This window comes from Rhodocista pekingensis (assembly GCF_042665545.1).
Taxonomy (GTDB): domain Bacteria; phylum Pseudomonadota; class Alphaproteobacteria; order Azospirillales; family Azospirillaceae; genus Rhodocista; species Rhodocista pekingensis.
In genome coordinates this window covers 22,522-42,946 of the sequence record NZ_JBHTCM010000020.1, presented here as the reverse complement: position 1 = coordinate 42,946, position 20,425 = coordinate 22,522, and the positions used below count along the sequence as shown (strand labels likewise).

At 71.7% G+C, this 20,425-nt stretch carries 20 protein-coding genes, 1 pseudogene and 1 CRISPR repeat array; of the genes and pseudogenes, 14 read left to right on the top strand and 7 right to left on the bottom strand.

Annotated features, from left to right (window positions below):
• The 3 genes from ACFQPS_RS16850 to ACFQPS_RS16840 all read right to left on the bottom strand — a co-directional run.
• The coding region (locus ACFQPS_RS16850) for a glycosyltransferase family 4 protein (RefSeq protein ID WP_377360380.1) at positions 1-946 on the bottom strand (946 nt) is incomplete at its 3' end.
• Positions 943-1,344, bottom strand: a complete 402-nt coding sequence (locus ACFQPS_RS16845) for a 6-pyruvoyl trahydropterin synthase family protein (protein WP_377360379.1) — start codon at positions 1,342-1,344, stop codon at positions 943-945. The genes ACFQPS_RS16845 and ACFQPS_RS16850, both read right to left, overlap by 4 nt.
• Entirely contained in the window at positions 1,332-2,351 is a 1,020-nt protein-coding gene (locus ACFQPS_RS16840; RefSeq protein ID WP_377360378.1) for a zinc-dependent alcohol dehydrogenase, read from the bottom strand. The genes ACFQPS_RS16845 and ACFQPS_RS16840 overlap by 13 nt, the downstream gene beginning before the upstream one ends.
• A gap of 162 nt (positions 2,352-2,513) precedes the next feature.
• On the opposite strand from ACFQPS_RS16840, the gene ACFQPS_RS16835 reads away from it, so the two are divergent.
• The 10 genes from ACFQPS_RS16835 (at position 2,514) to irrA (ending at position 12,303) form a co-directional block, all read left to right on the top strand.
• Complete coding sequence (locus ACFQPS_RS16835) at positions 2,514-3,347, top strand: CDP-alcohol phosphatidyltransferase family protein (RefSeq protein ID WP_377360377.1); 834 nt, start codon at positions 2,514-2,516, stop codon at positions 3,345-3,347.
• A 22-nt stretch (positions 3,348-3,369) separates the two neighbouring features.
• Positions 3,370-4,509 (top strand): GTP cyclohydrolase II, encoded by a 1,140-nt coding sequence (ribA, locus tag ACFQPS_RS16830; protein ID WP_377360376.1) that lies wholly within the window; start codon positions 3,370-3,372, stop codon positions 4,507-4,509.
• 55 nt (positions 4,510-4,564) lie between these two features.
• A CRISPR array of direct repeats spans positions 4,565-5,641; the repeat unit is 36 nt; unit sequence GCTTCAATGAGGCCCCGGCATTTCTGCCGGGGAAAG.
• Between the two features lie 487 nt (positions 5,642-6,128).
• A complete protein-coding gene (locus ACFQPS_RS16825; protein WP_377360375.1) occupies positions 6,129-7,340 on the top strand; it encodes a hypothetical protein in 1,212 nt (403 codons plus the stop codon).
• An 87-nt stretch (positions 7,341-7,427) separates the two neighbouring features.
• Positions 7,428-7,940: a L,D-transpeptidase family protein gene (locus tag ACFQPS_RS16820; protein WP_377360374.1), complete on the top strand. Its 513-nt coding sequence runs from the start codon at positions 7,428-7,430 to the stop codon at positions 7,938-7,940.
• Positions 7,941-7,964: 24 nt separating this feature from the next.
• On the top strand, positions 7,965-8,249 hold the full coding sequence (locus tag ACFQPS_RS16815; RefSeq protein WP_377360373.1) for a hypothetical protein: 285 nt from the start codon (positions 7,965-7,967) through the stop codon (positions 8,247-8,249).
• Between the two features lie 108 nt (positions 8,250-8,357).
• Entirely contained in the window at positions 8,358-8,861 is a 504-nt protein-coding gene (locus ACFQPS_RS16810; protein ID WP_377360372.1) for a hypothetical protein, read from the top strand.
• 115 nt (positions 8,862-8,976) lie between these two features.
• The gene (ugpQ, locus tag ACFQPS_RS16805; RefSeq protein ID WP_377360371.1) at positions 8,977-9,741 is read left to right on the top strand and encodes a glycerophosphodiester phosphodiesterase; all 765 of its coding nucleotides are present in this window, start codon (positions 8,977-8,979) and stop codon (positions 9,739-9,741) included.
• Positions 9,742-9,907: 166 nt separating this feature from the next.
• The gene (locus ACFQPS_RS16800) at positions 9,908-11,305 is read left to right on the top strand and encodes an NAD(P)H-dependent flavin oxidoreductase (RefSeq protein ID WP_377360370.1); all 1,398 of its coding nucleotides are present in this window, start codon (positions 9,908-9,910) and stop codon (positions 11,303-11,305) included.
• A 152-nt stretch (positions 11,306-11,457) separates the two neighbouring features.
• Entirely contained in the window at positions 11,458-11,646 is a 189-nt protein-coding gene (locus tag ACFQPS_RS16795) for a hypothetical protein (protein ID WP_377360369.1), read from the top strand.
• 228 nt (positions 11,647-11,874) lie between these two features.
• A complete protein-coding gene (irrA, locus tag ACFQPS_RS16790) occupies positions 11,875-12,303 on the top strand; it encodes an iron response transcriptional regulator IrrA (protein ID WP_377360381.1) in 429 nt (142 codons plus the stop codon).
• 134 nt (positions 12,304-12,437) lie between these two features.
• On the opposite strand, the gene ACFQPS_RS16785 is transcribed toward irrA, so the two are convergent.
• Positions 12,438-12,749 carry a hypothetical protein gene (locus ACFQPS_RS16785; RefSeq protein WP_377360368.1) on the bottom strand — a complete coding sequence of 104 codons (312 nt, stop codon included), beginning with the start codon at positions 12,747-12,749 and terminating at the stop codon, positions 12,438-12,440.
• Between the two features lie 244 nt (positions 12,750-12,993).
• Here ACFQPS_RS16785 and ACFQPS_RS16780 point away from each other — a divergent pair, with 244 nt between their 5' ends.
• On the top strand, positions 12,994-15,126 hold the full coding sequence (locus tag ACFQPS_RS16780) for a TonB-dependent receptor (protein ID WP_377360367.1): 2,133 nt from the start codon (positions 12,994-12,996) through the stop codon (positions 15,124-15,126).
• Between the two features lie 42 nt (positions 15,127-15,168).
• On the opposite strand, the gene ACFQPS_RS16775 is transcribed toward ACFQPS_RS16780, so the two are convergent.
• Together ACFQPS_RS16775 and ACFQPS_RS16770 are read right to left on the bottom strand one after the other, a co-directional pair.
• Complete coding sequence (locus ACFQPS_RS16775; RefSeq protein WP_377360366.1) at positions 15,169-15,948, bottom strand: SDR family oxidoreductase; 780 nt, start codon at positions 15,946-15,948, stop codon at positions 15,169-15,171.
• The gene (locus tag ACFQPS_RS16770; protein WP_377360365.1) at positions 15,945-16,268 is read right to left on the bottom strand and encodes a nuclear transport factor 2 family protein; all 324 of its coding nucleotides are present in this window, start codon (positions 16,266-16,268) and stop codon (positions 15,945-15,947) included. Before ACFQPS_RS16770 ends, ACFQPS_RS16775 begins: the two co-directional genes overlap by 4 nt.
• Before the next feature lie 166 nt (positions 16,269-16,434).
• Here ACFQPS_RS16770 and ACFQPS_RS16765 point away from each other — a divergent pair.
• Positions 16,435-17,201 (top strand): annotated as a pseudogene (locus ACFQPS_RS16765) (IS5 family transposase); the annotation flags it as partial.
• On the opposite strand, the gene ACFQPS_RS16760 reads toward ACFQPS_RS16765, so the two are convergent.
• On the bottom strand, positions 17,181-17,348 hold the full coding sequence (locus ACFQPS_RS16760; RefSeq protein WP_377360364.1) for a hypothetical protein: 168 nt from the start codon (positions 17,346-17,348) through the stop codon (positions 17,181-17,183). The pseudogene ACFQPS_RS16765 and the gene ACFQPS_RS16760 sit on opposite strands and share 21 nt — an antisense overlap.
• Positions 17,349-18,102: 754 nt before the next feature.
• Here ACFQPS_RS16760 and ACFQPS_RS16755 point away from each other — a divergent pair.
• The gene (locus tag ACFQPS_RS16755; RefSeq protein ID WP_377360363.1) at positions 18,103-19,011 is read left to right on the top strand and encodes a LysR family transcriptional regulator; all 909 of its coding nucleotides are present in this window, start codon (positions 18,103-18,105) and stop codon (positions 19,009-19,011) included.
• A gap of 171 nt (positions 19,012-19,182) precedes the next feature.
• Positions 19,183-20,406, top strand: a complete 1,224-nt coding sequence (gene floR, locus ACFQPS_RS16750) for a chloramphenicol/florfenicol efflux MFS transporter FloR (RefSeq protein WP_377360362.1) — start codon at positions 19,183-19,185, stop codon at positions 20,404-20,406.
• Positions 20,407-20,425: the final 19 nt, after the last annotated feature.

Genomic DNA, 20,425 nt, shown 5'->3' with positions numbered 1-20,425 from the left:
CATCGGCCAGCAGGGGCCGCAGCGCCGCGGCCAGCGCCGCCTCGTCGCCCGGCGGCACGAGCGCCCCCGCCGCCTCCGGCACCAGCTCCGGCAGGGCGCCGGCGCGGCTGGCCACCACCGGCAGGCCGCGGGCCAGGGCCTCGGCCGCCGCCATGCCGTAGCCTTCGTGGAAGCTGGGCAGCACGAACAGGTCGGCGCCGCGCCAGAGCGCCTCCAGCCGGTCGGCGGTCACCTCCCCCGTCAGGGTCACGCGCTCCCCCAGCCCCAGCCGCGCCACGGCGGCCCGCAGGCGCGCCGTCTCCGCCGGGTCGCGCTCGTCGCTGCCGGCCAGCACCGCCCGCCAGGGCAGGGCGGCCAGGGTCGCCAGCGCCTCCAGCAGCACGGCATGGCCCTTGCGCGGGGTCAGGGTCGCCACCGTCAGCAGGGTCGGCACCCCGTCTGCCGAGCCTTCCGCCGGCGGGGCGGGGTCGGTGCCGGGCGGCACGATGCCGATGCGTCCGGCCGGCACGTCCAGCGCCACCACGTCGGCCGCGGTGGCGTGGCTGGGCACCACCACCCGCCGCATCTTCGACAGCGCCACCCGTTCAAGCTGGCGCAGCAGCGCCGCCTGCACCGGCGTCAGGCCCGTCTCCAGGTGCAGCGGATGGTGGACCAGCGCCACCAGCCGCAACCGGTGCCGCTCCACCCAGAGCGCGTTCGCCGCCATCGGCAGGGCCAGCCCGTCGGTCAGCACCAGCGCGTTGTCCGGGACGGACGCCAGGGCGCGGTCGGCGCCGGCGCGGCCCTCGTCGTCGGGCACCGGGTAGCTGCCGGGCAGCTCATGCACCACGACCGTCTCTCCGCGGGCGCGCAGCCCGGCGACGGCCCGGCGCAGATAGCCGTAGCCCCCCGTCGCCTGCCCGATCGGGCCGGGCACCAGGACATGCAGCGGCCGGCCCAGGCTCATGGCAGCGGCCCCTCGAAGGCGGCGCGGGCGACGTGGGACTCGTGCAGCTCCACCCGCAGCCCGGCCAGGGCGCGCCCGTCCTCCCCCAGGGCGCCGTCGGCGATGCGCGCCCGCAGCCGGTGGAAGACCTCCCCGGCCAGGAACTCGGTCGTCGTGTTGCGGCCGCGGAACTCCGGCAGCTCGTCCAGATTGCGGTAGGTCAGGGGCGCCAGCACCTCCTTCAGCAGGGCGGCGGCGAGCCCGATATCCACCACCAGCCCGTCGGCCGACAGGGACGGGCGGCGGAACTCCGCATCCACCAAGAAGGTGGCGCCGTGAAGCTCCTGCGCCGGGCCGAACACGGCGCCGACGAAGCTGTGGGCGATCATCATGTGGTCGCGCACGGTCAGGCTGTACATTCCGTCCCTTCCTGTTCCCGGTAGCGGATCAGATGGCAGAGCCCCCGCCCGGAGGCGAGCCGGGGCATCGCCACGGGAAGCTCGCCGAACCCGGTCGCTCCGTCCAGCAGCGCGTCCGGCCGCGGGTCCTCCAGCAGCCGCAGCGCCAGATCCAGCCGGTCGGCCGGGCTCCAGCGCGGGCGCTGGGCGGGCGCCACGCGGCCGACCTGGCTGGAGAGAAGGCGCAGCCGCTTCGGGTGGAAGCCCGCTCCCAGCGGGGCCGGCACCGGCCGGTCGCCGTACCAGGACGCCTCGACCACCGTCGCCTCCGTCCCGGCCAGCTCCAGCGCCGTCGCCAGCCCTTCGGGCGTGCCGCTGGCGTGCAGCACCAGATCGCGCCCGCCGGCCGCCCCGTCGGGCTCGCGGAAGGGCACGCCCAGCCGCGCCGCGACGGACGCGCGGGCGGGCTCCACGTCCACCAGCTCCACCTCCGCTCCCGGCAGCCGCGCGGCCAGCCACGCCGCAAGGCAGCCGACGACGCCCCCGCCCACCACCGTGATCCGCTGGCCGGGCAGGGCAGCGCCGTCCCACAGCGCGTTCAGCGCCGTCTCGGCATTGGCGGCGAGCACGGCGCGGTCGGTCGGCACGGCATCGGGCACGGGCCGGCAGGCGTCGGCCGGGACGACGGCGCGGTCCTGGTGCGGGTGCAGGACGAAGACCCGGCGTCCCTCCAGCGCCGGCGGTCCCCGCTCCACCCGCGCCACCAGGCTGTAGCCGTACTTGACGGGGCCGGGGAAGTCGCCCGCCTGGAAGGGGCAGCGCATCTCCGCCGCCAGCGCCGGCGGCACCCGGCCGTGGAAGACCAGGCTCTCCGTGCCGCGGCTGACGGCGCCCGCCAGCGCCCGCAGCAGCACCTGACCCGGCGCCGGGGCGGGCAGCGGCTCCGCCCGGATCTCCCCCCGGCCGGGGGCGGCGATCCAGAAGGCGCGGGCAGTGCCGGCCGTGGTTTCCGGGGGCGGGGCGGTCATCGGGCGGGCCTGGGTTCCGGGCAGGGCAGGGGACACGGCAGGGGGCGGGGCAGGGGGCGGGGCAGTGGGCTCGGCAGGAGGCAGGGCAGGGGCCGGCTCCACCGGACGGGGAGCCCCGTCCGGAGAGCTTGTTCCAGCCGGCCCCCAGCCAACCTATGTCGCATGTCCCGCCCGGCCACCCCGTCCGCTCCTGTCCCGTCCGCTTCCACCACGACGCCTCCCGTCACCGCTTCTCCCGCCGCCCGGTCCGGTCTGCGCCGGCCCGGTCTGCGCCTGGAGGTGGCGGCGCATCTGGCGGCGGCGGCCGTGGCGACCCTGACGGCCGCCCTGGCGGCGGGCCGCGCCCTGGACCTGCCGGACCCGGTCCTGGCCCGGTGCATGGCCGCCACGGCCGCGACCTTCGCCCTGGTCGCGGCCAGCGCGCTGCACGGGCTGGGCGGGCATCCGGCCGCCACCGGCTGGGGCAACGCCAACCGGGTGACGCTGTTCCGCGGCTGCCTGATCGCGCTGGCCGGCGGGGCGCTGCCGGCGGCCGGGCTGCTGGGGCCGGGGGCGCTCTGGCTGCTGACCGGGCTGGCGCTGGTGGCGCTGGCGCTGGACGGGGTGGACGGCTGGATCGCCCGCCGGCAGGCCGTGGCCAGCGCCTACGGCGCGCGCTTCGACATGGACCTGGACACGCTGCTGACGCTGCTGCTGGCGGCGCTGCTCTGGCGGCTGGGGGAGGCCGGGGCCTGGGTGCTCCTGACGGGGCTGCTGCGGCCCCTGTTCGTGGCGGCGGGGGTCTTCCGGGGCTGGCTGAATGCGCCCTTGCCCTACAGCCTGCGCCGCCGCGTTGTCTGCGTCGTGCAGATCGCCGTGCTGGCGGCGGCGCTGACGCCCCTGCTGGAACCGCCGCTGAGCCGCCTTGCGGTCGGTGCAGCCCTTGGGGTTTTGCTTTTCTCCTTCGCGGCCGATACGGTCTGGCTTTTCCGCCATGCCGGCCGGACCCGGACCTGAACGCAGCGGACACTGCCCCACCATGGCCCTCGACCTCTCCCACGCCGAGCTTACGCTGGACCGCGCCGCGCAGCGCGCCGTCGACCGCGCGCTGTCGGACCTGCGGCGGGGGGAGGCGGTGGTGCTGGCCGGGCCGGACGGGCGCTGCCTGCTGGTCCAGGCGGCGGAGACGGCGACGGCTGCCGGCCTCGCCGCCCTGGCCGCCCTCGCCGGCACGGCCCCGGCGCTGGCGCTGGCCGGGCGGCGCGCCCGCGCCCTGGGGATCGAGCTGCCGGAGGAGCAGGCGGTGCTGCTGACCGTGCCCGGCGGGCTGACGGCGGAGCTGGCCCGCGATCTGGCCGACCCGACGCGCGGCACCCCGGCCGAACGGCTGCGCCGCGCCATCGCCACGGCGCACGCGCCCGACGACACGGCCGAGGGGCTGGCCGTGCTGCTGGCGAAGCTGGCCCGGCTGCTGCCGGCGGCCGTGGTGGCGCCGCTGCCCGGCGTGCGCGATGCCGGCGCCTTCGCCCGGCGGCACGACCTGCTGGCCGTGCGCGGGGCGGACGTGCCGGAATACCGGCGGCAGTCGGCCCGCACCCTCTACCGCGTGGCGGAGGCCGCGGTGCCGCTGGAGGCGGCGGAGCAGACGCGGCTGGTCGCCTTCCGCCCCTCCGACGGCGGGCCGGAGCATCTGGCCATCGTGATCGGCGACCCCGCCCCCGGCCGGCCGGTGCTGGCCCGGCTGCATTCGGAATGCTTCACCGGCGACCTGCTGGGCTCGCTGCGCTGCGACTGCGGCCCGCAGCTCCGCGGCGCGGTGGAGGAGATCGCCCGTGCCGGCGCGGGCGTGCTGCTGTACCTCGCCCAGGAGGGGCGCGGCATCGGGCTGGTGAACAAGCTGCGCGCCTACCGCCTCCAGGACGGCGGGCTGGACACGCTGGACGCCAACACGGCCCTGGGCTTCGACGCGGACGAGCGGGTCTATCTGCCGGCCGCGGCCATGCTGAAGGCGCTGGGCTTCGACCGGGTGCGGCTGATGACCAACAACCCCGACAAGCTGGCCCAGCTCGCCGCCTGCGGCATCGAGGTGGTGGAACGGGTCCCGCACATCTTCCCCTCCAACGGCCACAACGAAGCCTATCTCCGCGCCAAGGCAGACCGCGCCGGCCACCTGTTCTGAGCGGACCGGGCGGACGCGAAGCGGCGCCCCGGACGGGTTCCCGAACAGGCCCCGCGCGTCAATGAGGCCCCGGCGTTTCCGCCGGGGAAAGCTCCGGGACCGGGATCTCTGCCTGGAGGCAGTACGGCAGCTTCAATGAGGCCCCGGCATTTCTGCCGGGGAAAGCGCCCCGGTAGCGCCGCCAGCGGATACCGCCCCAGTCGCTTCAATGAGGCCCCGGCATTTCTGCCGGGGAAAACTCCCGCGCGACCGGCGTAGCGAACGGCGGCAACGACACGCTTCAATGAGGCCCCGGCATTTCTGCCGGGGAAAGGGCGCTCTCCCCCACGAGGGCGCTGGTGTGCTATCGGGAGCTTCAATGAGGCCTCGGCATTTCTGCCGGGGAAAGCCGCTGGCGGGGGCCGAGGGGCTATTCGTGGGGTGCGAGCTTCAATGAGGCCCCGGCATTTCTGCCGGGGAAAGGCGCGCCACGTTCCCAGCCGCCACCGGGAAGCGGCCGCCGCTTCAATGAGGCCCCGGCATTTCTGCCGGGGAAAGACTGCGGGCTGGACAGCCATTACAGCACCTCTTCAAAGACGCTTCAATGAGGCCCCGGCATTTCTGCCGGGGAAAGCTCCATCACTGCCTTGGTGCGTGTACGTAATAGTCTTTGCTTCAATGAGGCCCCGGCATTTCTGCCGGGGAAAGTACTCGACGCGGAACAGGCGGCCAGCATAGCCGACCAGGCTTCAATGAGGCCCCGGCATTTCTGCCGGGGAAAGGCCTTGCGCATCTCGGCCTTAGTGGGACGGTGGTTATTATGCTTCAATGAGGCCCCGGCATTTCTGCCGGGGAAAGTCCAGGCGTTCGTCGCGAATGCGGTGGGAGCCGGGATGCTTCAATGAGGCCCCGGCATTTCTGCCGGGGAAAGCATCGCGCTCGTGTTGATCGACCCGCCCGCCGAGTAGCTTCAATGAGGCCCCGGCATTTCTGCCGGGGAAAGAGCCGCGGCGGGCTTTTTCGTGGCTGGGGGCCGCTATGAGCTTCAATGAGGCCCCGGCATTTCTGCCGGGGAAAGGAGGAGGTCTTCCAGATCCTCAGAGACAGCGATAGACTTGCTTCAATGAGGCCCCGGCATTTCTGCCGGGGAAAGTGCCCCCCTCGGAGGCCCTTGGAACATAACGCGGAACCGGTGCCGCTGCGAGCGGGTCCGGCGGCGGCAGGGCCGGGGGGGCTCCGGACGGTCCGTTCGATCTTCACCCTGTCCAAGAACCGGAGCGAGTCCAGAGGCTTGCCGGTCTGCGAGCGGTTCCCGGGTTTTCCCGGCCACCGGACCGCTCGCCGGCGGGCCGGCGGCGCGGCCCCGTATCCTCCGTCGCCGCCGCGCCAGGGTCAAGCGGGCGGCCTGTGATGCGGTCCGGCGGCCATCGCCGGCTCACCGGGTCAGCCGCTCACCGGTCGGCCGCCCCCCGCGCGGACGGGGTAGACGAAGCTGCCGGGCAGATTCCGCCGGGTGGCGGGGCGGGGGCCAGCGGGGGACAGGCCCTGCCGGGTCGGTTGTCCCGCGATTTCCGGCACTTCCCCGGCCCTCCGGCGCTGGCACGCTGCTTGCCTCCCGTCGGGCAGGGAGGAGCGGGACCATGCAGATAGGCCGGTACGACCAGATCGCACGCAGCCCCCGGCACCAGCATGCCGGCGGGGCCGCCCCGGAGACCGGGGGCGCCGTCTCCGGGGGCGTTGCCTCCGGGGCAGTCCCTGGCGCTGCCGGGGACGGGACCGCGGCGGCGGAGTCCGCGGCGCGCGCCACCCGCGAGGCGACGGCTGCGGCCGAGGATGAGCACGGCCTGTCCTTCTGGGACGTGCTGGACGTGATCAATCCCTTGCAGCACATCCCCATCGTCAACCGCCTCTACCGCGCCGTCACCGGCGACGAGATCCGCGAGCCGGCCCGGCTGGCCGGCAGCGCCCTGCTGTTCGGCCCGGTGGGGCTGGCCGTGGCCGCGGCCGACATGGTGCTGGAGAAGGAGACGGGCAGCGACGCCTTCACCCATGTCGCCTCCCTGTTCAAGGGCAAGGACGCGGCACCCGACGGACAGGAGGAGGAGCAGGTGCTGCTGGCCGCGGCCGACCCGGCGGAGGCGCCGGCCGGGCAACTGCGCCGCGCCGCCGTGCCCGAACCGCTCACCGCTGCTGCTCCCGTACCGTACACCGCTGGCGCTCCGGCCCCCCTGCCGGGACAGGCGCGCGGGCTGGCGGCGATGCCCGCCGGCTCCGCCGCCGCCATGGCGCTCTCCGGTCTGCCGGCCGCGGCCGCCGTCGGCAGCCTGCCGGCACCGGGCGACGGCGCCCAGCTCGCGGAACTGGCCGCCGGCGCCAAGGAGGCGGCGGGTCGCGACGCCCCGCGCGGCATGGACCTGTCCCGCTACCGCCGGCTGGCCGAGGCCGGCGGGCCGGTCGCCCCGAAATCCATCGTGCCGCCGACCCCGGTGCAGAGCGCCCAGGGCGCCGCCTTCGTCGCCGCCACGGCACATCCCCCGCCGGCGGCCCGTCCCTCCGCCCCGACCTCCGCCCCGGCCTCCGCCGTTCCTCCCGCCGCCGTTTCCTCCGCTTCCGCCGTTCCTCCTGCCGCTGCCGCCGCCCCTGCCACCGCGTCTGCCGCTGCCTCTGCCGCTTCCGCCTCTGCCGCCGCCGCTCCTGCCGGCGCGCCTGCGGGCGGCCCCTGGCCGCCGTCCGGGCCGGCCGCGCTGCCCCGCGAGTTCGTCGCGGACATGATGATGCTGGCGATGAACAAGTACGAGGCCCAGGCCCGCAGCCGTCAGGCCCCCGGCAGCAGCGTCGATACGCGGCACTGATCCCCCCCCCCGATCTTCCGGCCCCCGCCTTCCGGCCCCCGCCTTCCGGCTCTCGACAAGCCGGGTCGCCCGTCCTATGTCGCGGGCATGGACCTGATCATCGATTCCCTGCCCGACGGCACCCACCGGCTGCGCTGGCCCGGCGGGTCCGCCCGCTGCGCCGTCGGCCGCGGCGGCATCCGCCCCGACAAGCGCGAGGGCGACGGCGCCACGCCCGTGGGCGCCTTCCCGCTCCGCCGCCTGCTCTACCGCCCGGACCGGCTGGCGCCGCCCGCCACCGGCCTTCCCCTGGCCGCCATCGCCCTGGACGACGGCTGGTGCGACGACCCCGCCCATCCCGCCTACAACCGGCCGGTCCGGCTGCCCTTCGCCGCCGGGCACGAGGTGCTGTGGCGGGAGGACGCGATCTACGACCTGATCGTCGTGCCGGGCCACAACGACGACCCGCCGGTGCCGGGGCTGGGCAGCGCCGTGTTCCTGCATGTGGCGAAGCCGGGCTACGAACCGACGGCCGGCTGCGTCGCCCTGGCGCGGGACGATCTGCTGGCCCTGCTGGCCCTTTGCCGGCCGGGCGACCGGCTGGTCGTGCCGGGCGGTTGAAACAGGAACAGGAAGGGGGCGGCGATGCGACGGTTTCTGACCCTGCTTCTCGGGCTTGCCGGACTGGCGCTGGTGCTGGCCGGCGGTGTCCTGGCCGTGCGCGACCGGGCCGCGGCGCTGGGCGATGTCTGGTACGGGCTGGACCCCGGCAGCCTGAACCTGCTCCAGGCGGTGACGCAGCGCTATCTGAGCCCGGACCTCTGGGACGGGGCGGCCGTGCCGCTGCTGCTGGCGCCGGCCTGGATCGTGCTGCTGCTGCCGGGGCTGGCGCTGCTGGCCCTGGGGCTGTTCGCCGCCCGCCGCCGCTGAGGGGGGGCCGCCTGACGCTTCCCCGCCTGATGGGGCCTGGACAGCGGCGCGCCGGCCGTGGCAAGTCCGCGCCGTGACCGGAGGCGCGCCATGACCGGAGACGACAGCATGAGCGGACGCTACCCGCCCGAGGCCCTGAAGGCCGACGGCCTGCGGGCCGGGGCCGGGCTGGCCCTGACCCTGGGGCCGTTCCTGATCGCCCAGCCGCATCCCCTGATCGCGGCCCCCCTGCTGGCCGGGGCAGCGCTGTTCGGCGTCTTCGCCCTGCGCACGGGGCAGCGCCGCTTCCAGCGCATCGCCGTTGACGCGACCGGCATCCGCCAGCACGGGCCGCTGGGCCGCGCGATCCGCTGGGACCAGGTGGAGACGGTGGGGCTGAGCTACTATTCCACCCGGCGCGACCGGCAGGGGGGCTGGATGCAGTTGACCGTGCGCGGCGCCGGCCGGCGTATCGCCGTGGAATCCACCCTGGACGGGTTCGACCGGGTGGCGGCCGCCGTCGCCGCCGCGGTGCGCGGGCGGGGGCTGCCCGTGTCGGAGGCGACGCGGGACAACTTCGTCTCCCTGGGCCATGCCGTGGACCCGCCGCGGCCCTCCCCGTTCCAGCGCTAGCGCGTCCCTTTCCGGTGTGCGTTCCTTGCTGGCGGGCGGCCGCCCCGCTTCCCATATCCGCGGTGTCGGCGGCTGCCGCGCCGGTCTTCCTCTCCCCGATGGTCCGGACCTTCCCATGCTCCAGCTTCCCCGCCTGATCGGTCACCGCGGCGCCGCCCGGCACGCGCCGGAGAACACGCTGGCCTCCCTCAGGATGGCGGCGGTGCAGGGCTGCCTGATGGTCGAGTTCGACGTGAAGCTGACGGCGGACGGCGTGCCGATCCTGATGCATGACGAACGGCTGGAGCGCACCACCGACGGCACGGGCCGGGTGCAGGACATGGACTTCGAGTCGGTGCGCCGGCTGGATGCGGGGCGCTGGTTCTCCCCCGCCTATGCCGGCGAGCGGGTGCCGACCCTGGCGGAGGCGCTGGACCTCTGCATCGCGCTGGATCTGCTGGTGAACATCGAGATCAAGCCCTGCCCTGGCCGCGGCGCGGAGACGGCGGGGATCGCGTGCAGCCTTGCCCGCACGGCCTGGCCGGACGGCCGGCAGCCGCCGCTCGTCTCCAGCTTCGACGGCGAGGCGCTGGAGATGGTGCGGCATGTCGTGCCGGACTGGCCCCTGGGCTTCCTGATCGACCGCCGCCCGCCCGACTGGCGCGAGCAGGCGGAGCGGCTTAATGCCGCGACCCTCAACGTCAACGCCCGACGGGAGGATGCCGCCAGCATCGCCGAATACCGCTCCCTGGGGCGCCCGATCCTGGCGTATACGGTGAACAGTGTTCCGGCAGCGGCCGAAGTCTTCTCGTGGGGCGTGAGTTCGGTGTTCACCGACACGCCCCAGGGTCTGGCCCCGGCGCTGAGACAGTTCGCCCGGCAGACGACGCAAAAAGGTTAGAGGGCCTTCCGCGACGTTTTTTTTTCATATATGCCGTGCAGCGGCTGCCGCCGGGACATTCCGGTCGCGCGGCCGGACGGGACAGAACGGGCCGCAGGCGCCGGCCGCAGGACGGGCAGAGGGTGCCCGGCCGCGGCGGGGCGCGGCGTTGGGTGGAGGATTCTTGGTGAAGGCGCTCAAGCCTCTGGTCATCTCCGGCAAGGAGGTGCTGCCGCTGGTGGAAGGCGGCAAGGGGATTGCCGTTTCGAACGGGGAGAGTTCCGGCGCCTGGGCGGCGGCGGGGGGGGTCGGCACATTCTCGGGGGTGAATGCCGATTCCTTCGACGAGCAGGGCAACCTGCTGGTCCAGACCTATCACGGCCGCACGCGCCGGGAGCGGCACGAGGAGCTGATCCGCTACGGCATCCTGGGCGGCATCGCCCAGGCCCGGATCGCGCACGAGGCCTCGAACGGCCAGGGCCGCATCCACATGAACGTGCTGTGGGAGATGGGCGGCGCCGAAAGCATCCTGCACGGGGTGCTGGAAGGGGCGAAGGGCCTGATCCACGGCGTCACCTGCGGCGCCGGCATGCCCTACCGGGTGGCCGAGATCGCCGTGCGCCATGGCGTGCAGTACTATCCGATCGTCAGCTCGGCCCGTGCCTTCCGCGCCCTGTGGCTGCGCGCCTATTCCAAGTGGCCCGAGCATCTGGGCGGCGTCGTCTACGAGGACCCGTGGCTGGCCGGCGGCCATAACGGCCTGTCCAACTCCGAGGACCCGGAGAAGCCGGAGGACCCCTATCCCCGGCTGGTCGCCCTGCGCAGCATGATGAGCGGCTTCGGCCTGGACCATGTGCCGATCATCATGGCCGGCGGCGTCTGGTGGCTGTCGGAGTGGGAGCACTATCTGGACAATCCGGAGATCGGGCCGATCGCCTTCCAGTTCGGCACCCGCCCGCTGCTGACCCAGGAAAGCCCGATCAGCGGGGCCTGGAAGCGCCGGCTGCTGACGCTGAAGCCGGGCGACGTCTATCTGAACCGCTTCAGCCCCACGGGCTTCTATTCCTCGGCCGTGCGCAACCCGTTCCTGGAGGAGCTGCGCCAGCGCTCCGAACGGCAGGTCGTCTATGCCGACGCGCCGGTGGGCGACCACACGGCCGAATTCCTGGTCGGCCCGCGCGGCCGCCCGGTCTATCTGACCCCGCACGACCGCGAGCGGGCCGAGGGCTGGGTCGCCGCCGGCTTCGACACGGCGCTGCGCACCCCGGACACCACCCTGGTCTTCGTCACCCCGGAGAAGAGCCGGGAGATCCTGAAGGACCAGGTGGACTGCATGGGCTGCCTGTCCGCCTGCATGTTCAGCAACTGGGCACAGAACGAGGAGGGCACGACCGGCCGCAAGGCCGACCCGCGCAGCTTCTGCATCCAGAAGACCCTCCAGAACATCAGCCATTCCGAGGACTGCGAGAACGAGCTGATGTTCGCCGGGCACAACGCCTACCGCTTCGGCCAGGACCCCTACTACGCGAACGGGTTCGTGCCGACGGTGAAGCAGCTCGTCGAGCGCATCCAGACCGGCTTCTGAGCCGGGGCCGGCCGCGGCGGGCCGGCACTCCCCCGCGGCGGGGGAGACTGTCATGGGAACGGCGCAAGCCCCGGCGCAACGCCCGGGGCCTTCCGGGCGTTATGGCAGGGGGTGCGGCAGCGGGCGGCACCCCCGCCCGAGCCGGAGGTGCCATGCCGTCCGTCGCCGTGATCCTCGCCGCCTCCTTTCTGGGAACCTATCTCGCCCTGGCCGTCATGGTCCGGCTGGCGTCGCTGTTCGCCGACCGCACGGGCTGGCGCCGCCGCGCCGTCTCCCCCCTGGGTGACGGCGGCATGGTGGTGGCGGCGGCCATGCTGGTGGGGGTGGTGACCCTGGGCTGAGGCCGGGCGGCCGTCGGCTCCCGGCAGGACCGGAGCGATCATTGCAGCGGGCCGCCGGAAAAGGTGGCCCGGCTGTCGCGGATGATTGCCAGCGTGGTTCTTTTGGTCTATGGACTTGCGTGCGGGCCTTGAATTGTTCCAAATAACACGATCCAGGCCGCCTGGATGATCGAGCATCATGCCGCACCCTGGAAGGAAGGGCCTTCCGCCGTCATCAACCACGCCCATATGCCCGCCATGACCACGATGCCCCGAACCTACAAGCCCGTTCTGGACCGCCTGTCCCAGGCCGGACTTCGCCCCACCCGCCAGCGTCTGGCGCTCGCCAAGCTCCTGTTCGACGGGGGCGACCGCCACATCACGGCGGAGCAGCTCCACAGCGAGGCGCAGATCGCCAACATGCGGGTGTCGCTGGCGACGGTGTACAACACGCTGCACCAGTTCACCGGCGTGGGCCTGCTGCGCGAGGTGGTGGTGGAATCGGGGCGGTCCTACTTCGACACCAACGTGTCGGACCACCACCATTTCTTCTACGAAGGCAGCGGCCGGCTGATGGACATCGCCGGCAACGGGGTGGTCATCAGCGGCCTGCCGGAAGCGCCGGAGGGCACCCGGATCGCCCGGGTCGAACTGGTCATCCGCCTGACCGACGCCTGACCCCCCAGAGCCCGGCCGGTTCCGGCGCCCGCCCGCTTCCGGGGCGGCGACCTCGCCATTCCGGGCGGCGCCCGTGGCCTGACGCACCCTGACGGACCCCGCCGCCCGGCGGTGGGCGGCTGCCGGCCCGGACCTCAGTCGTCCATCAGGACGCTGCCGACCTCCTCGTCCTCCGCGAACCAGAGCCGGACCAGCTTGCCGGCGCACTGGTTGGGGGTGAGATCGAAGGTCAGCAGCTTCGATCCGCTCTTCTCCACCAGCCCGATCACCAGCGGCGCGCCGGGGGCCGCGCGCACGCTCTCGGGCACCTCGCCCTCGAAGCGCAGCCGCACCTCCTGGCGCATCATCTCGCAGCGGTTCAGCGTGCCGTAGCGCAGCGCCAGCCCCAGCAGGAAAAGCCCGACCAGGAGCAGCAGCAGCAGCGCCGGATGGCGTTCGACCTTCATCGGCGGTCCCCTTTCGCGGGCCGCACTTTGCCCAGCCCTGCCCGCCGAGGCAAGGCCGGCCGCCCTGCGGACGCAGGAACCGACGATGCGGCGGGGCAGATCGACGCCGGGCGGCGTTATCCCAGTTCAGGGGGGGCGGGGCCGGCCCCGGCCCCCCGCCCGCTCGCAGCTTTGCCCGCAGCGTTCCGCCCGCAGGCCCCGCCCGCAGCCCGACCCGCCGCAGACGACAGGACCCGCCCGGCCGATGACCCCACCGCACGCCCCTCGCCGCCTGTCCGCCCCCCGCTGCCTGCCCGCCCTCACGCCGGTCCTGCCGGCGGTCCTGCCGGCGGCCCTGCTGGCGGGCCTCCTCGCCGCCGCTCCGGCCGCCACGGCGCAGACGGCGCCGGTGGAGGAGATCGTCATCGTCGGGCGCCGCGGTGGCGTGCCGGCCTATGAACGGCCCTATGGCCCTACGGTGCTGGATGCGGCCAGCCTTGCCACGGCGCCGCAGCGGCGGCTGGACGAGGCGCTGCGGGCGGTGCCCGGCTTCGGGCTGTTCCGCCGCGCCGGCAGCCGGCTGGCCAATCCCACGACGCAGGGCCTCTCGCTGCGCGGCATCGGCCCGAACGGGGCGGGCCGGACTCTGGTGCTGGTGGACGGGGTGCCGGTCAACGATCCCTTCGGCGGCTGGGTCTACTGGTCGCGCCTGCCCACCGGGGCGGTGGAGCGGGTGGTCATCACCCGCGGCGGCGGGGCCGGCGCCTGGGGCAACGCCGCCCTGGCCGGCACCGTGCGGATCGAGACCACCCCGCCGGAGGGATCGGCGGTGGAACTGTCCGGCGGGTCCGGCGACACTTGGCAGGCGCTGGCCGCCACCGCCGGCCGGGCCGGTCCGGTGACGCTGGGGCTGACCGCCAACGCCTTCACCACGGGCGGCGCGCCCGTCGTGCGCCGCGACCAGCGCGGCCCGGTGGACGTGGACGCCGACTCCGACGCGCTCTGGGCCGACGGGGTGGCGCAGGCCCGCTTCGGCAGCGTCGCCGCCACGGCGAAGCTCTCCGTCTTCCGCGAGACCCGCGGCAACGGCACCCCCTATACCGGGAACCGGACCGAGGCGGTGGAGGGCAGTCTGCGGCTGGTGGGGGAGGGCGCGCTCCCCTGGGAGGCCGTGCTCTATGCCCGGGACTGGACCTTCTCCAGCACCTTCTCCGGCGTGGACGACGAGCGCGCCGGGGAGACGCCGGCGCTCGACCAGCACAAGGTCCCGGCCACGGCGCTGGGCGGCATCGTCCAGATCGGGCTGGAGCCGGCGCCCGGCCACAGCACCGACCTGGGCCTGGACCTGCGCTGGGCCGACGGGGAGACGCGCGAGTATTTCTTCTTCCAGAACGGCGGCTTCACCCGCGAGCGCCGGGCCGGCGGCGAGCAGATCGTCGCCGGGCTGTTCGCGGAGCACGTCTGGACCGCCCGGCCGGACCTGCTGCTGACGGCGGGGGCGCGGCTGGACGGCTGGTGGAACCGCGGCGGCTTCCGCACGGAGGTGGTGCGGGAGACAGGCGCACCGCTGCTGGACCGCCGCCTGCCTGACCGCGACGGGCGGGTGCTGAACGGCCGCGCCGGGGCGGACTGGCAGGCGACCGACGCCCTGGCCCTGCGCGGTGCGGTCTATACCGGCTTCCGGCTGCCGACGCTGAACGAGTTCCACCGCCCGTTCCGGGTCGGCAACGACATCACGGAGGCGAACCCCGGTCTGGACCCGGAACGGCTGGCGGGCGGGGAGGTGGGGCTGCGCCTGACGCCGCGGCCAGGGCTGACGCTGTCGGCCACGCTGTTCCACGTGGAACTGGAGGACGCGGTGGACAATGTCGTGCTGACCCGCACACCCGGCGCCTACGCCCCCCTGGGGATCGTGGTGCCGGCCGGCGGCAGTCTGGCGCAGCGGCGCAACCTGGACCGGATCGAGGTGGACGGCATCGAGGCGGAACTGCGGCTGGAGCCGAGGGCCGACCTGTCGCTGTCCTTCTCCTACCTGTTCAGCGACGCGGAGATCGTCTCGGCCCCCGGCTTCCCCGCGCTGGAGGGCAACCGGGTCGGCCAGGCGCCGCGCCACCAGGGCACGGTGGAGGCCGCATGGCGGCCGACCGGACCGGCGACGCTGCGGGTGCAGGTCCGCGCCGCCTCCGACGCCTATGAGAACAGCGAGAACGACCGGCGCCTGTCGCCCTATGTCGTGGCCGACCTCTATGCCGGCTGGGACCTGTCCCGCACCCTGCACCTGTTCGGCACGGTGGAGAACCTGACCGACCGTCTGGTGGAGACGGGGGTGCGCAGCGACGGGCTGACCAACATCGGCCCCGGCCGGCAGTGGCAGGTCGGGCTGAAGGCGCGCTGGTAGGGCGTCCGTCGGGGAGCCCCGCCGAAGCGCCCCGGGCACGGCTCATATGGTGGGAACGGTGCCCCCGTCGATGATGTGTTCGGTGCCGGTGATGGTGCCAGCGCGATCGGAGGCGAGGAAGGCGATCAGGCTGGCGACCTCCTCCGGCGTCGAGGGCCGGCCGATCGGGATGCCGCCGAGCGACTCCATGATGATCCGCCGGCCGCCCTCCTGATCGGTGCCGGCGTCCTCCGCGACCCGCCCGACCAGCCGCGCCGCCGCCTCGGTCTCGATCCAGCCGGGCGCGACCCGCACCACACGCACCCCCTTGGGCGAGACTTCCTTCGAGAGGCTCTTGCTGTAGGTGGAGAGCGCGGCCTTCGCGGCGGCATAGGCCGTCGTCGCCGCCGGCAAGGGCAATCTGCCCTGTATGGAGGTGACATGGATGACGACGCCGCGGCCCTGCGCCACCATCGCGGGCACGAGTTCGCGGTCAAGCCGGACGGCGGGCATCAGGTTGAGGGCGATCTCCCTGGCCCAGTCCGTGTCGCCCAACGCCGCGAAGCCGCCCGCCGGGGCGGACGAGCCGCCGAGCATGTGGACGATCACATCAACCCCGCCCAGGCGGTCGCGCACCGCGGCGGCGAGCGCGGCGCAGCCTTCCGGGGTCGTCAGGTCCGCGGCGACGAACATCTTCCCGCCCGCCGTGTCCGGGCGGGATCGCGCGGCGGTCAGCACACGGGCACCGAGGTCGCGGAACAGCGCGACGGTGGCCGCACCCGCGCCGCGCGTGCCCGAGGTGACGAGCGCGCGCTTGCCTTCCAGGCTGAGGAAGCCGCTCATGCCGTGATCTCCAGGCCGGTGATCCGGTCGTCCCCGACCCGGAACGCGAAGGTCAAGGTGACCGGACTGCCCGGGAACTGTCCGGCTACCCGGGCAAGGATCTCGGTGACATCGCCCCTTTCCGTCATCTCCAGCGGCTCGGTCGTGTTCTGGTACGTGGCCTTCGCCGCGCTCCACCACGCACCGATGGCGTCGCGGCCGACATGGGACCGGCCTTCGTCCGTGACGACGGCGTCGGGCGCGAAGGCCTTGATCAGGGCCGCGCGATCGTTCCTCTCGTCGGCATCGAAATAGGCCAGGATCGGGGGAGGGAGGGTCATTGCGCCATTCCTTCTGATCGGGCTGACCGGGCTGATCGGGGTCGCCCGGTCCTTCCACTATGGGTATGGACACCCGTTCCGATAATCGGGATAAAACGGGATGTGGAATTTCGAAGGGCGGGACAATGTGCCGGTCTGACCTGCACGATCTCGATGCCGTCATCGCCCGCAGAAGGCCGACACCGGCCGCCCAAGGTCTGCTGACCTTCGGGAGGTCTTGAACGGCTTGCGCTAGCTGGCCCGGGCGGGTTGCGGCTGGCAGCTTTTACCGAAGACCTTCCACCGTGGCAGACGGTGTACTGGTGGTTCCGGTATCTCCTGCGGCGCTTGCTGTTCCAGACGGTCACGACGTGGCGTTGATGATCGACCGTGAGCGGGCCGGCCGCGACGCCAGTCCCAGCGCCGGGATCGTGGACAGCCAATCGGTGAAGGCTCCCGCCGCCAGGGAGCGTGTCTACGATGCGGGCAAGAAGATCAACGGCCGCAAGCGGCCCATCGCGGCGGACACGATGGCCGCCTGCTGATGGTCAAGCTGACCATCGCCGACATCTCCGACAGCGCGGGCGCGCAGCTCACCTGGAGGCGATGCGCAAGCGTTGGCCGTGGATGAAGCACCTCTTCTCCGACAGCGCCTCTGAGCGTAAGACGCTGATGGACAAGGCTGCCTCCCTCGACTTCAGCGTCGAGGTGGTTCAGCGGACCGATACCGAGCCGGGGTTCAAGGTCGTGCCCCGGCGCTGGGTGGTCGAGCAGGCCGTCAGAGGGATGACCCGCTGAAGACGACTGATTCGAGACGACGAAGCCCGGATCGACGTCTCCGGCGGCATGATACAACTCGCCATGGCAAGCTTGCTGCTTCGAATGAGTCTGCCACTGAAGCGGTTCTCAAACAGGCTTTTATGGAATAGCGTGTCAACTTTCCTTTTTTTCTAAAAACCACACACCAAAAATAAGGATCGTGGCCAGCGCATAAATAGGAGTATGGCCCATGCCCAACAATGACAAAATTGGACCAAGAAACAAACCGCCGCTAAAGCCCCTCATGATGTTTGCGATTTTTGCGATCTCTTGCTTGGTCATTTTAAGCTCCTGTCTATTTGCCGCTGCCGGTCATGGGAGCTGGTGGCGGTGTCGTGCATGATCAGCTCATGCCTGCTACACATTGGGTATACGCGAGCATGGCATCTGACGGGCTATCTTCGAACACATCCGCTAGACTGCCGGATACAAGTGATCCCAAACCGAAAAACTCCAGGTGTCACGGGATTTCTAAATATTAAAAAGATGCAACACCGAACTTAATGGCGAGATTGTTGAAATTGTCTGCGTTCATGACATTGATCTTATGCTGCTCAATACGATGCCCGCAAGAATCTTTACCTCGGTCGCCAATAGCGCCGCCACCGATTTGCATAATATCGCCATGGTATGTTTGCGCATCTATCATAAAATATTTCCAGTTTTGCTGAATAATAAATAATTTGAAGACAATAGCACGCCGCTAAATCCATGTTCTTCATAGCGAAACTGAAAAACTGTGGTGCGGCACGGCATTGGTTGGTGTGCGATTGTCTGCGTTTAGATTTCCGAATTGTCGAACCGATCTGTGATTTTTTGCTCGCCAATAGGATGAGGATAGCTGAGGGGCCGTTTGAAGACTGGAATATGGCACAGCATGTAGTGCAACTATCAATGCAAGATACGCTACTTATAGTGATCTGGGGCGTTCTCAAACAGGCTCTGATCGGGGTCGCTCGGTCCTTCCACTATGGGCGTGGACACCCGTTCCGATAACCGGGATAAAGCGGGATGTGGAATTTCGAAGGACGGGACAATGTACCGGCCTGACCTGCACGATCTCGAGGCCGTCATCGCCATCGCCCGCCGGGGGTCGTTCCGCGCCGCGGCGGTCGATCTGGGGATGTCCACGACCGCGCTCAGCAACGCGATCGGTAAGCTGGAGGCGAGCCTTGGCGTCCGCCTGTTCAATCGCACGACGCGGAGCGTCTCGCTCAGCGATGCCGGGCGGCTGTTCGTCGAGCAGGTCGGTCCGGCCTTGCAGGATATCCACGGCGCCCTGGAGGCCGTGCGGGCGCAGCAGACGGTTCCGTCCGGCACACTGCGCATCAACGCCTTTGCCATGGCGGCCCGGGAGATCCTCTCGCCGCTGGTGCTGGAGTTCCTGCGCCGCCATCCGCAGGTGCATGTCGATCTCGTCACCGAAGGGCGGCTGGTGGATATCGTCGCCGAGGGGTTCGATCTTGGTGTGCGGGTGGCCGACCTCGTGCCCAGCGACATGATCGCGCTCTCCCTGGGGCGTCCCCAGCGCTATGCCGTCGTCGGGTCGCCGGCCTATTTCCAGCGGCATGCCACGCCACGGGTTCCGCCCGACCTCCTCCATCACCCGTGCATCCGGGTCCGGCTGCCGAACGGCGCCCTCTACCGCTGGCAGTTCGAGAAGGACGGACAGGCGGCCCAGATCGACGTGGCGGGACCGATCACCTTGGACGAGGCCGGTCTTGCCCGCATCGCTGTCCTGGAGGGGATCGGGCTCGGCTTCTTCATGGAGCAGACCGTGCGTGCCGACATCGAAGCGGGTCGTCTCGTGCGCGTGCTCGATGACTGGACGCCGCCGCGTGCCGGGCTCTGCCTCTACTATCCCGGACGGCGCAACCCCTCGGCCGCGCTCAGGGCGTTCATCGGTCTGGCCCGCGCCATTGCGGCGGGAGAGACCATCGGATAAGGTCGGCCTTCCTTTTCGGGTGCGAGGTCAGGGGCATGGGAGCCGGCAAGTCCGCAGACAGGTAAGCCGCAACAACGGGCATTGTTGTTGCGGCGTTCTGTAAGACCGATCCTGACCGATTTCTGGCACGCAGACGCCGCCCGGTATTCCTGACCGAGCGGATTTCTTCGCATGACCACCACACGCCCCGCGTGGGCCTTTACGCTGCCGGCGGCACTGCTGCTGATGGCGCCCTTCGACATCCTCGCTTCGCTGGCGATGGATATCTATCTCCCCGTCGTTCCGGCGATGCCCGGCGTCCTGAACACGACGCCAGCCGTGATCCAGCTCAGCTTGAGCCTCTACATGGTGATGCTCGGCGTGGGGCAGGTGATCTTCGGGCCGATCTCGGATCGCCTCGGGCGGCGGCCTGTCCTGCTCGCGGGTGGCGCGGTCTTCGTCGTCGCTTCCCTGGGGGCGGCAGGCGCGCCGACGGCCGCGGTCTTCGTCGCCTTCCGTCTGCTCCAGGCGGTCGGGGCATCGGCGGCGCTGGTGGCGACGTTCGCGACGGTGCGCGACGTCTATGCCAGCCGGCCCGAGGGCGTCGTCATCTACGGCCTTTTCAGTTCGATCCTGGCCTTCGTCCCCGCCCTCGGCCCCATCGCCGGAGCGGTGATCGGCGGGGCCCTCGGATGGCGGGCGATCTTCGTCGCGCTGGCCGCCCTGGCGGTGCCCGCCCTCCTGAATGCCGGCCTCAGATGGCCCGAAACCCGGCCGATCGCAACCCGCCTGCCGGATGAGGCGACGACGCGCCGGTCCGTTCTGCGGGTTTTCGCCAGCCCGGCCTTCTGGGTCTACACGGCCGGCTTCAGCGCCGGCATGGGCACCTTCTTCGTCTTCTTCTCGACGGCCCCCCGCGTGCTGATAGACAAGGCGGGCTGGTCGGAGATCGGATTCAGCCTGGCCTTCGCCACGGTCGCGGTCGTCATGATCGGGACCACCCGGTTCGTGAAATCCTTCGTCACCCGCTGGGGCATCGCGGGATGCGTGGCGCGCGGGATGGCCTTGCTTGTCTGCGGGGCGGCCCTGCTGGCGCTCGGCGAGCTTTCCGGCCCGCCGTCCTTCCCCGGCTACATCCTGCCGATGTGGGTCATGGCGGTCGGCATCGTCTTCACGGTGTCCGTGACCGCCAACGGCGCCCTTGCGCCGTTCGACGACATCGCGGGATCGGCCGTCGCGGTCTATTTCTGCATCCAGAGCCTGATCGTCGGCATCGCGGGGACCGCGGCGGCGACGCTGCTGAACGGCGACACGGCATGGCCCGTGGTCTGCTACGCCACGACGATGGCGCTGCTGGTGTCCGCGGGGCTGGCGTGGCTTCGATCCCGGGCGGCGGGGACGTCACCGGGCGTCTGAGCGGCGTTCAGGGGGGCGC

Excerpts from the sequence above, each read along its gene's own strand:
- ACFQPS_RS16845 (WP_377360379.1), bottom strand. The coding sequence starts at position 1,344 with ATGTACAGCCTGACCGTGCGCGACCACATGATGATCGCCCACAGCTTC.
- ACFQPS_RS16840 (WP_377360378.1), bottom strand. The coding sequence starts at position 2,351 with ATGACCGCCCCGCCCCCGGAAACCACGGCCGGCACTGCCCGCGCCTTC.
- ACFQPS_RS16835 (WP_377360377.1), top strand. The coding sequence starts at position 2,514 with ATGTCCCGCCCGGCCACCCCGTCCGCTCCTGTCCCGTCCGCTTCCACC.
- ribA (WP_377360376.1), top strand. The coding sequence starts at position 3,370 with ATGGCCCTCGACCTCTCCCACGCCGAGCTTACGCTGGACCGCGCCGCG.
- ACFQPS_RS16825 (WP_377360375.1), top strand. The coding sequence starts at position 6,129 with ATGCAGATAGGCCGGTACGACCAGATCGCACGCAGCCCCCGGCACCAG.
- ACFQPS_RS16820 (WP_377360374.1), top strand. The coding sequence starts at position 7,428 with ATGGACCTGATCATCGATTCCCTGCCCGACGGCACCCACCGGCTGCGC.
- ACFQPS_RS16815 (WP_377360373.1), top strand. The coding sequence starts at position 7,965 with ATGCGACGGTTTCTGACCCTGCTTCTCGGGCTTGCCGGACTGGCGCTG.
- ACFQPS_RS16810 (WP_377360372.1), top strand. The coding sequence starts at position 8,358 with ATGAGCGGACGCTACCCGCCCGAGGCCCTGAAGGCCGACGGCCTGCGG.
- ugpQ (WP_377360371.1), top strand. The coding sequence starts at position 8,977 with ATGCTCCAGCTTCCCCGCCTGATCGGTCACCGCGGCGCCGCCCGGCAC.
- ACFQPS_RS16795 (WP_377360369.1), top strand. The coding sequence starts at position 11,458 with ATGCCGTCCGTCGCCGTGATCCTCGCCGCCTCCTTTCTGGGAACCTAT.
- irrA (WP_377360381.1), top strand. The coding sequence starts at position 11,875 with ATGCCCGCCATGACCACGATGCCCCGAACCTACAAGCCCGTTCTGGAC.
- ACFQPS_RS16785 (WP_377360368.1), bottom strand. The coding sequence starts at position 12,749 with ATGAAGGTCGAACGCCATCCGGCGCTGCTGCTGCTGCTCCTGGTCGGG.
- ACFQPS_RS16780 (WP_377360367.1), top strand. The coding sequence starts at position 12,994 with ATGACCCCACCGCACGCCCCTCGCCGCCTGTCCGCCCCCCGCTGCCTG.
- ACFQPS_RS16775 (WP_377360366.1), bottom strand. The coding sequence starts at position 15,948 with ATGAGCGGCTTCCTCAGCCTGGAAGGCAAGCGCGCGCTCGTCACCTCG.
- ACFQPS_RS16770 (WP_377360365.1), bottom strand. The coding sequence starts at position 16,268 with ATGACCCTCCCTCCCCCGATCCTGGCCTATTTCGATGCCGACGAGAGG.
- ACFQPS_RS16760 (WP_377360364.1), bottom strand. The coding sequence starts at position 17,348 with ATGACCAAGCAAGAGATCGCAAAAATCGCAAACATCATGAGGGGCTTT.
- ACFQPS_RS16755 (WP_377360363.1), top strand. The coding sequence starts at position 18,103 with ATGTACCGGCCTGACCTGCACGATCTCGAGGCCGTCATCGCCATCGCC.
- floR (WP_377360362.1), top strand. The coding sequence starts at position 19,183 with ATGACCACCACACGCCCCGCGTGGGCCTTTACGCTGCCGGCGGCACTG.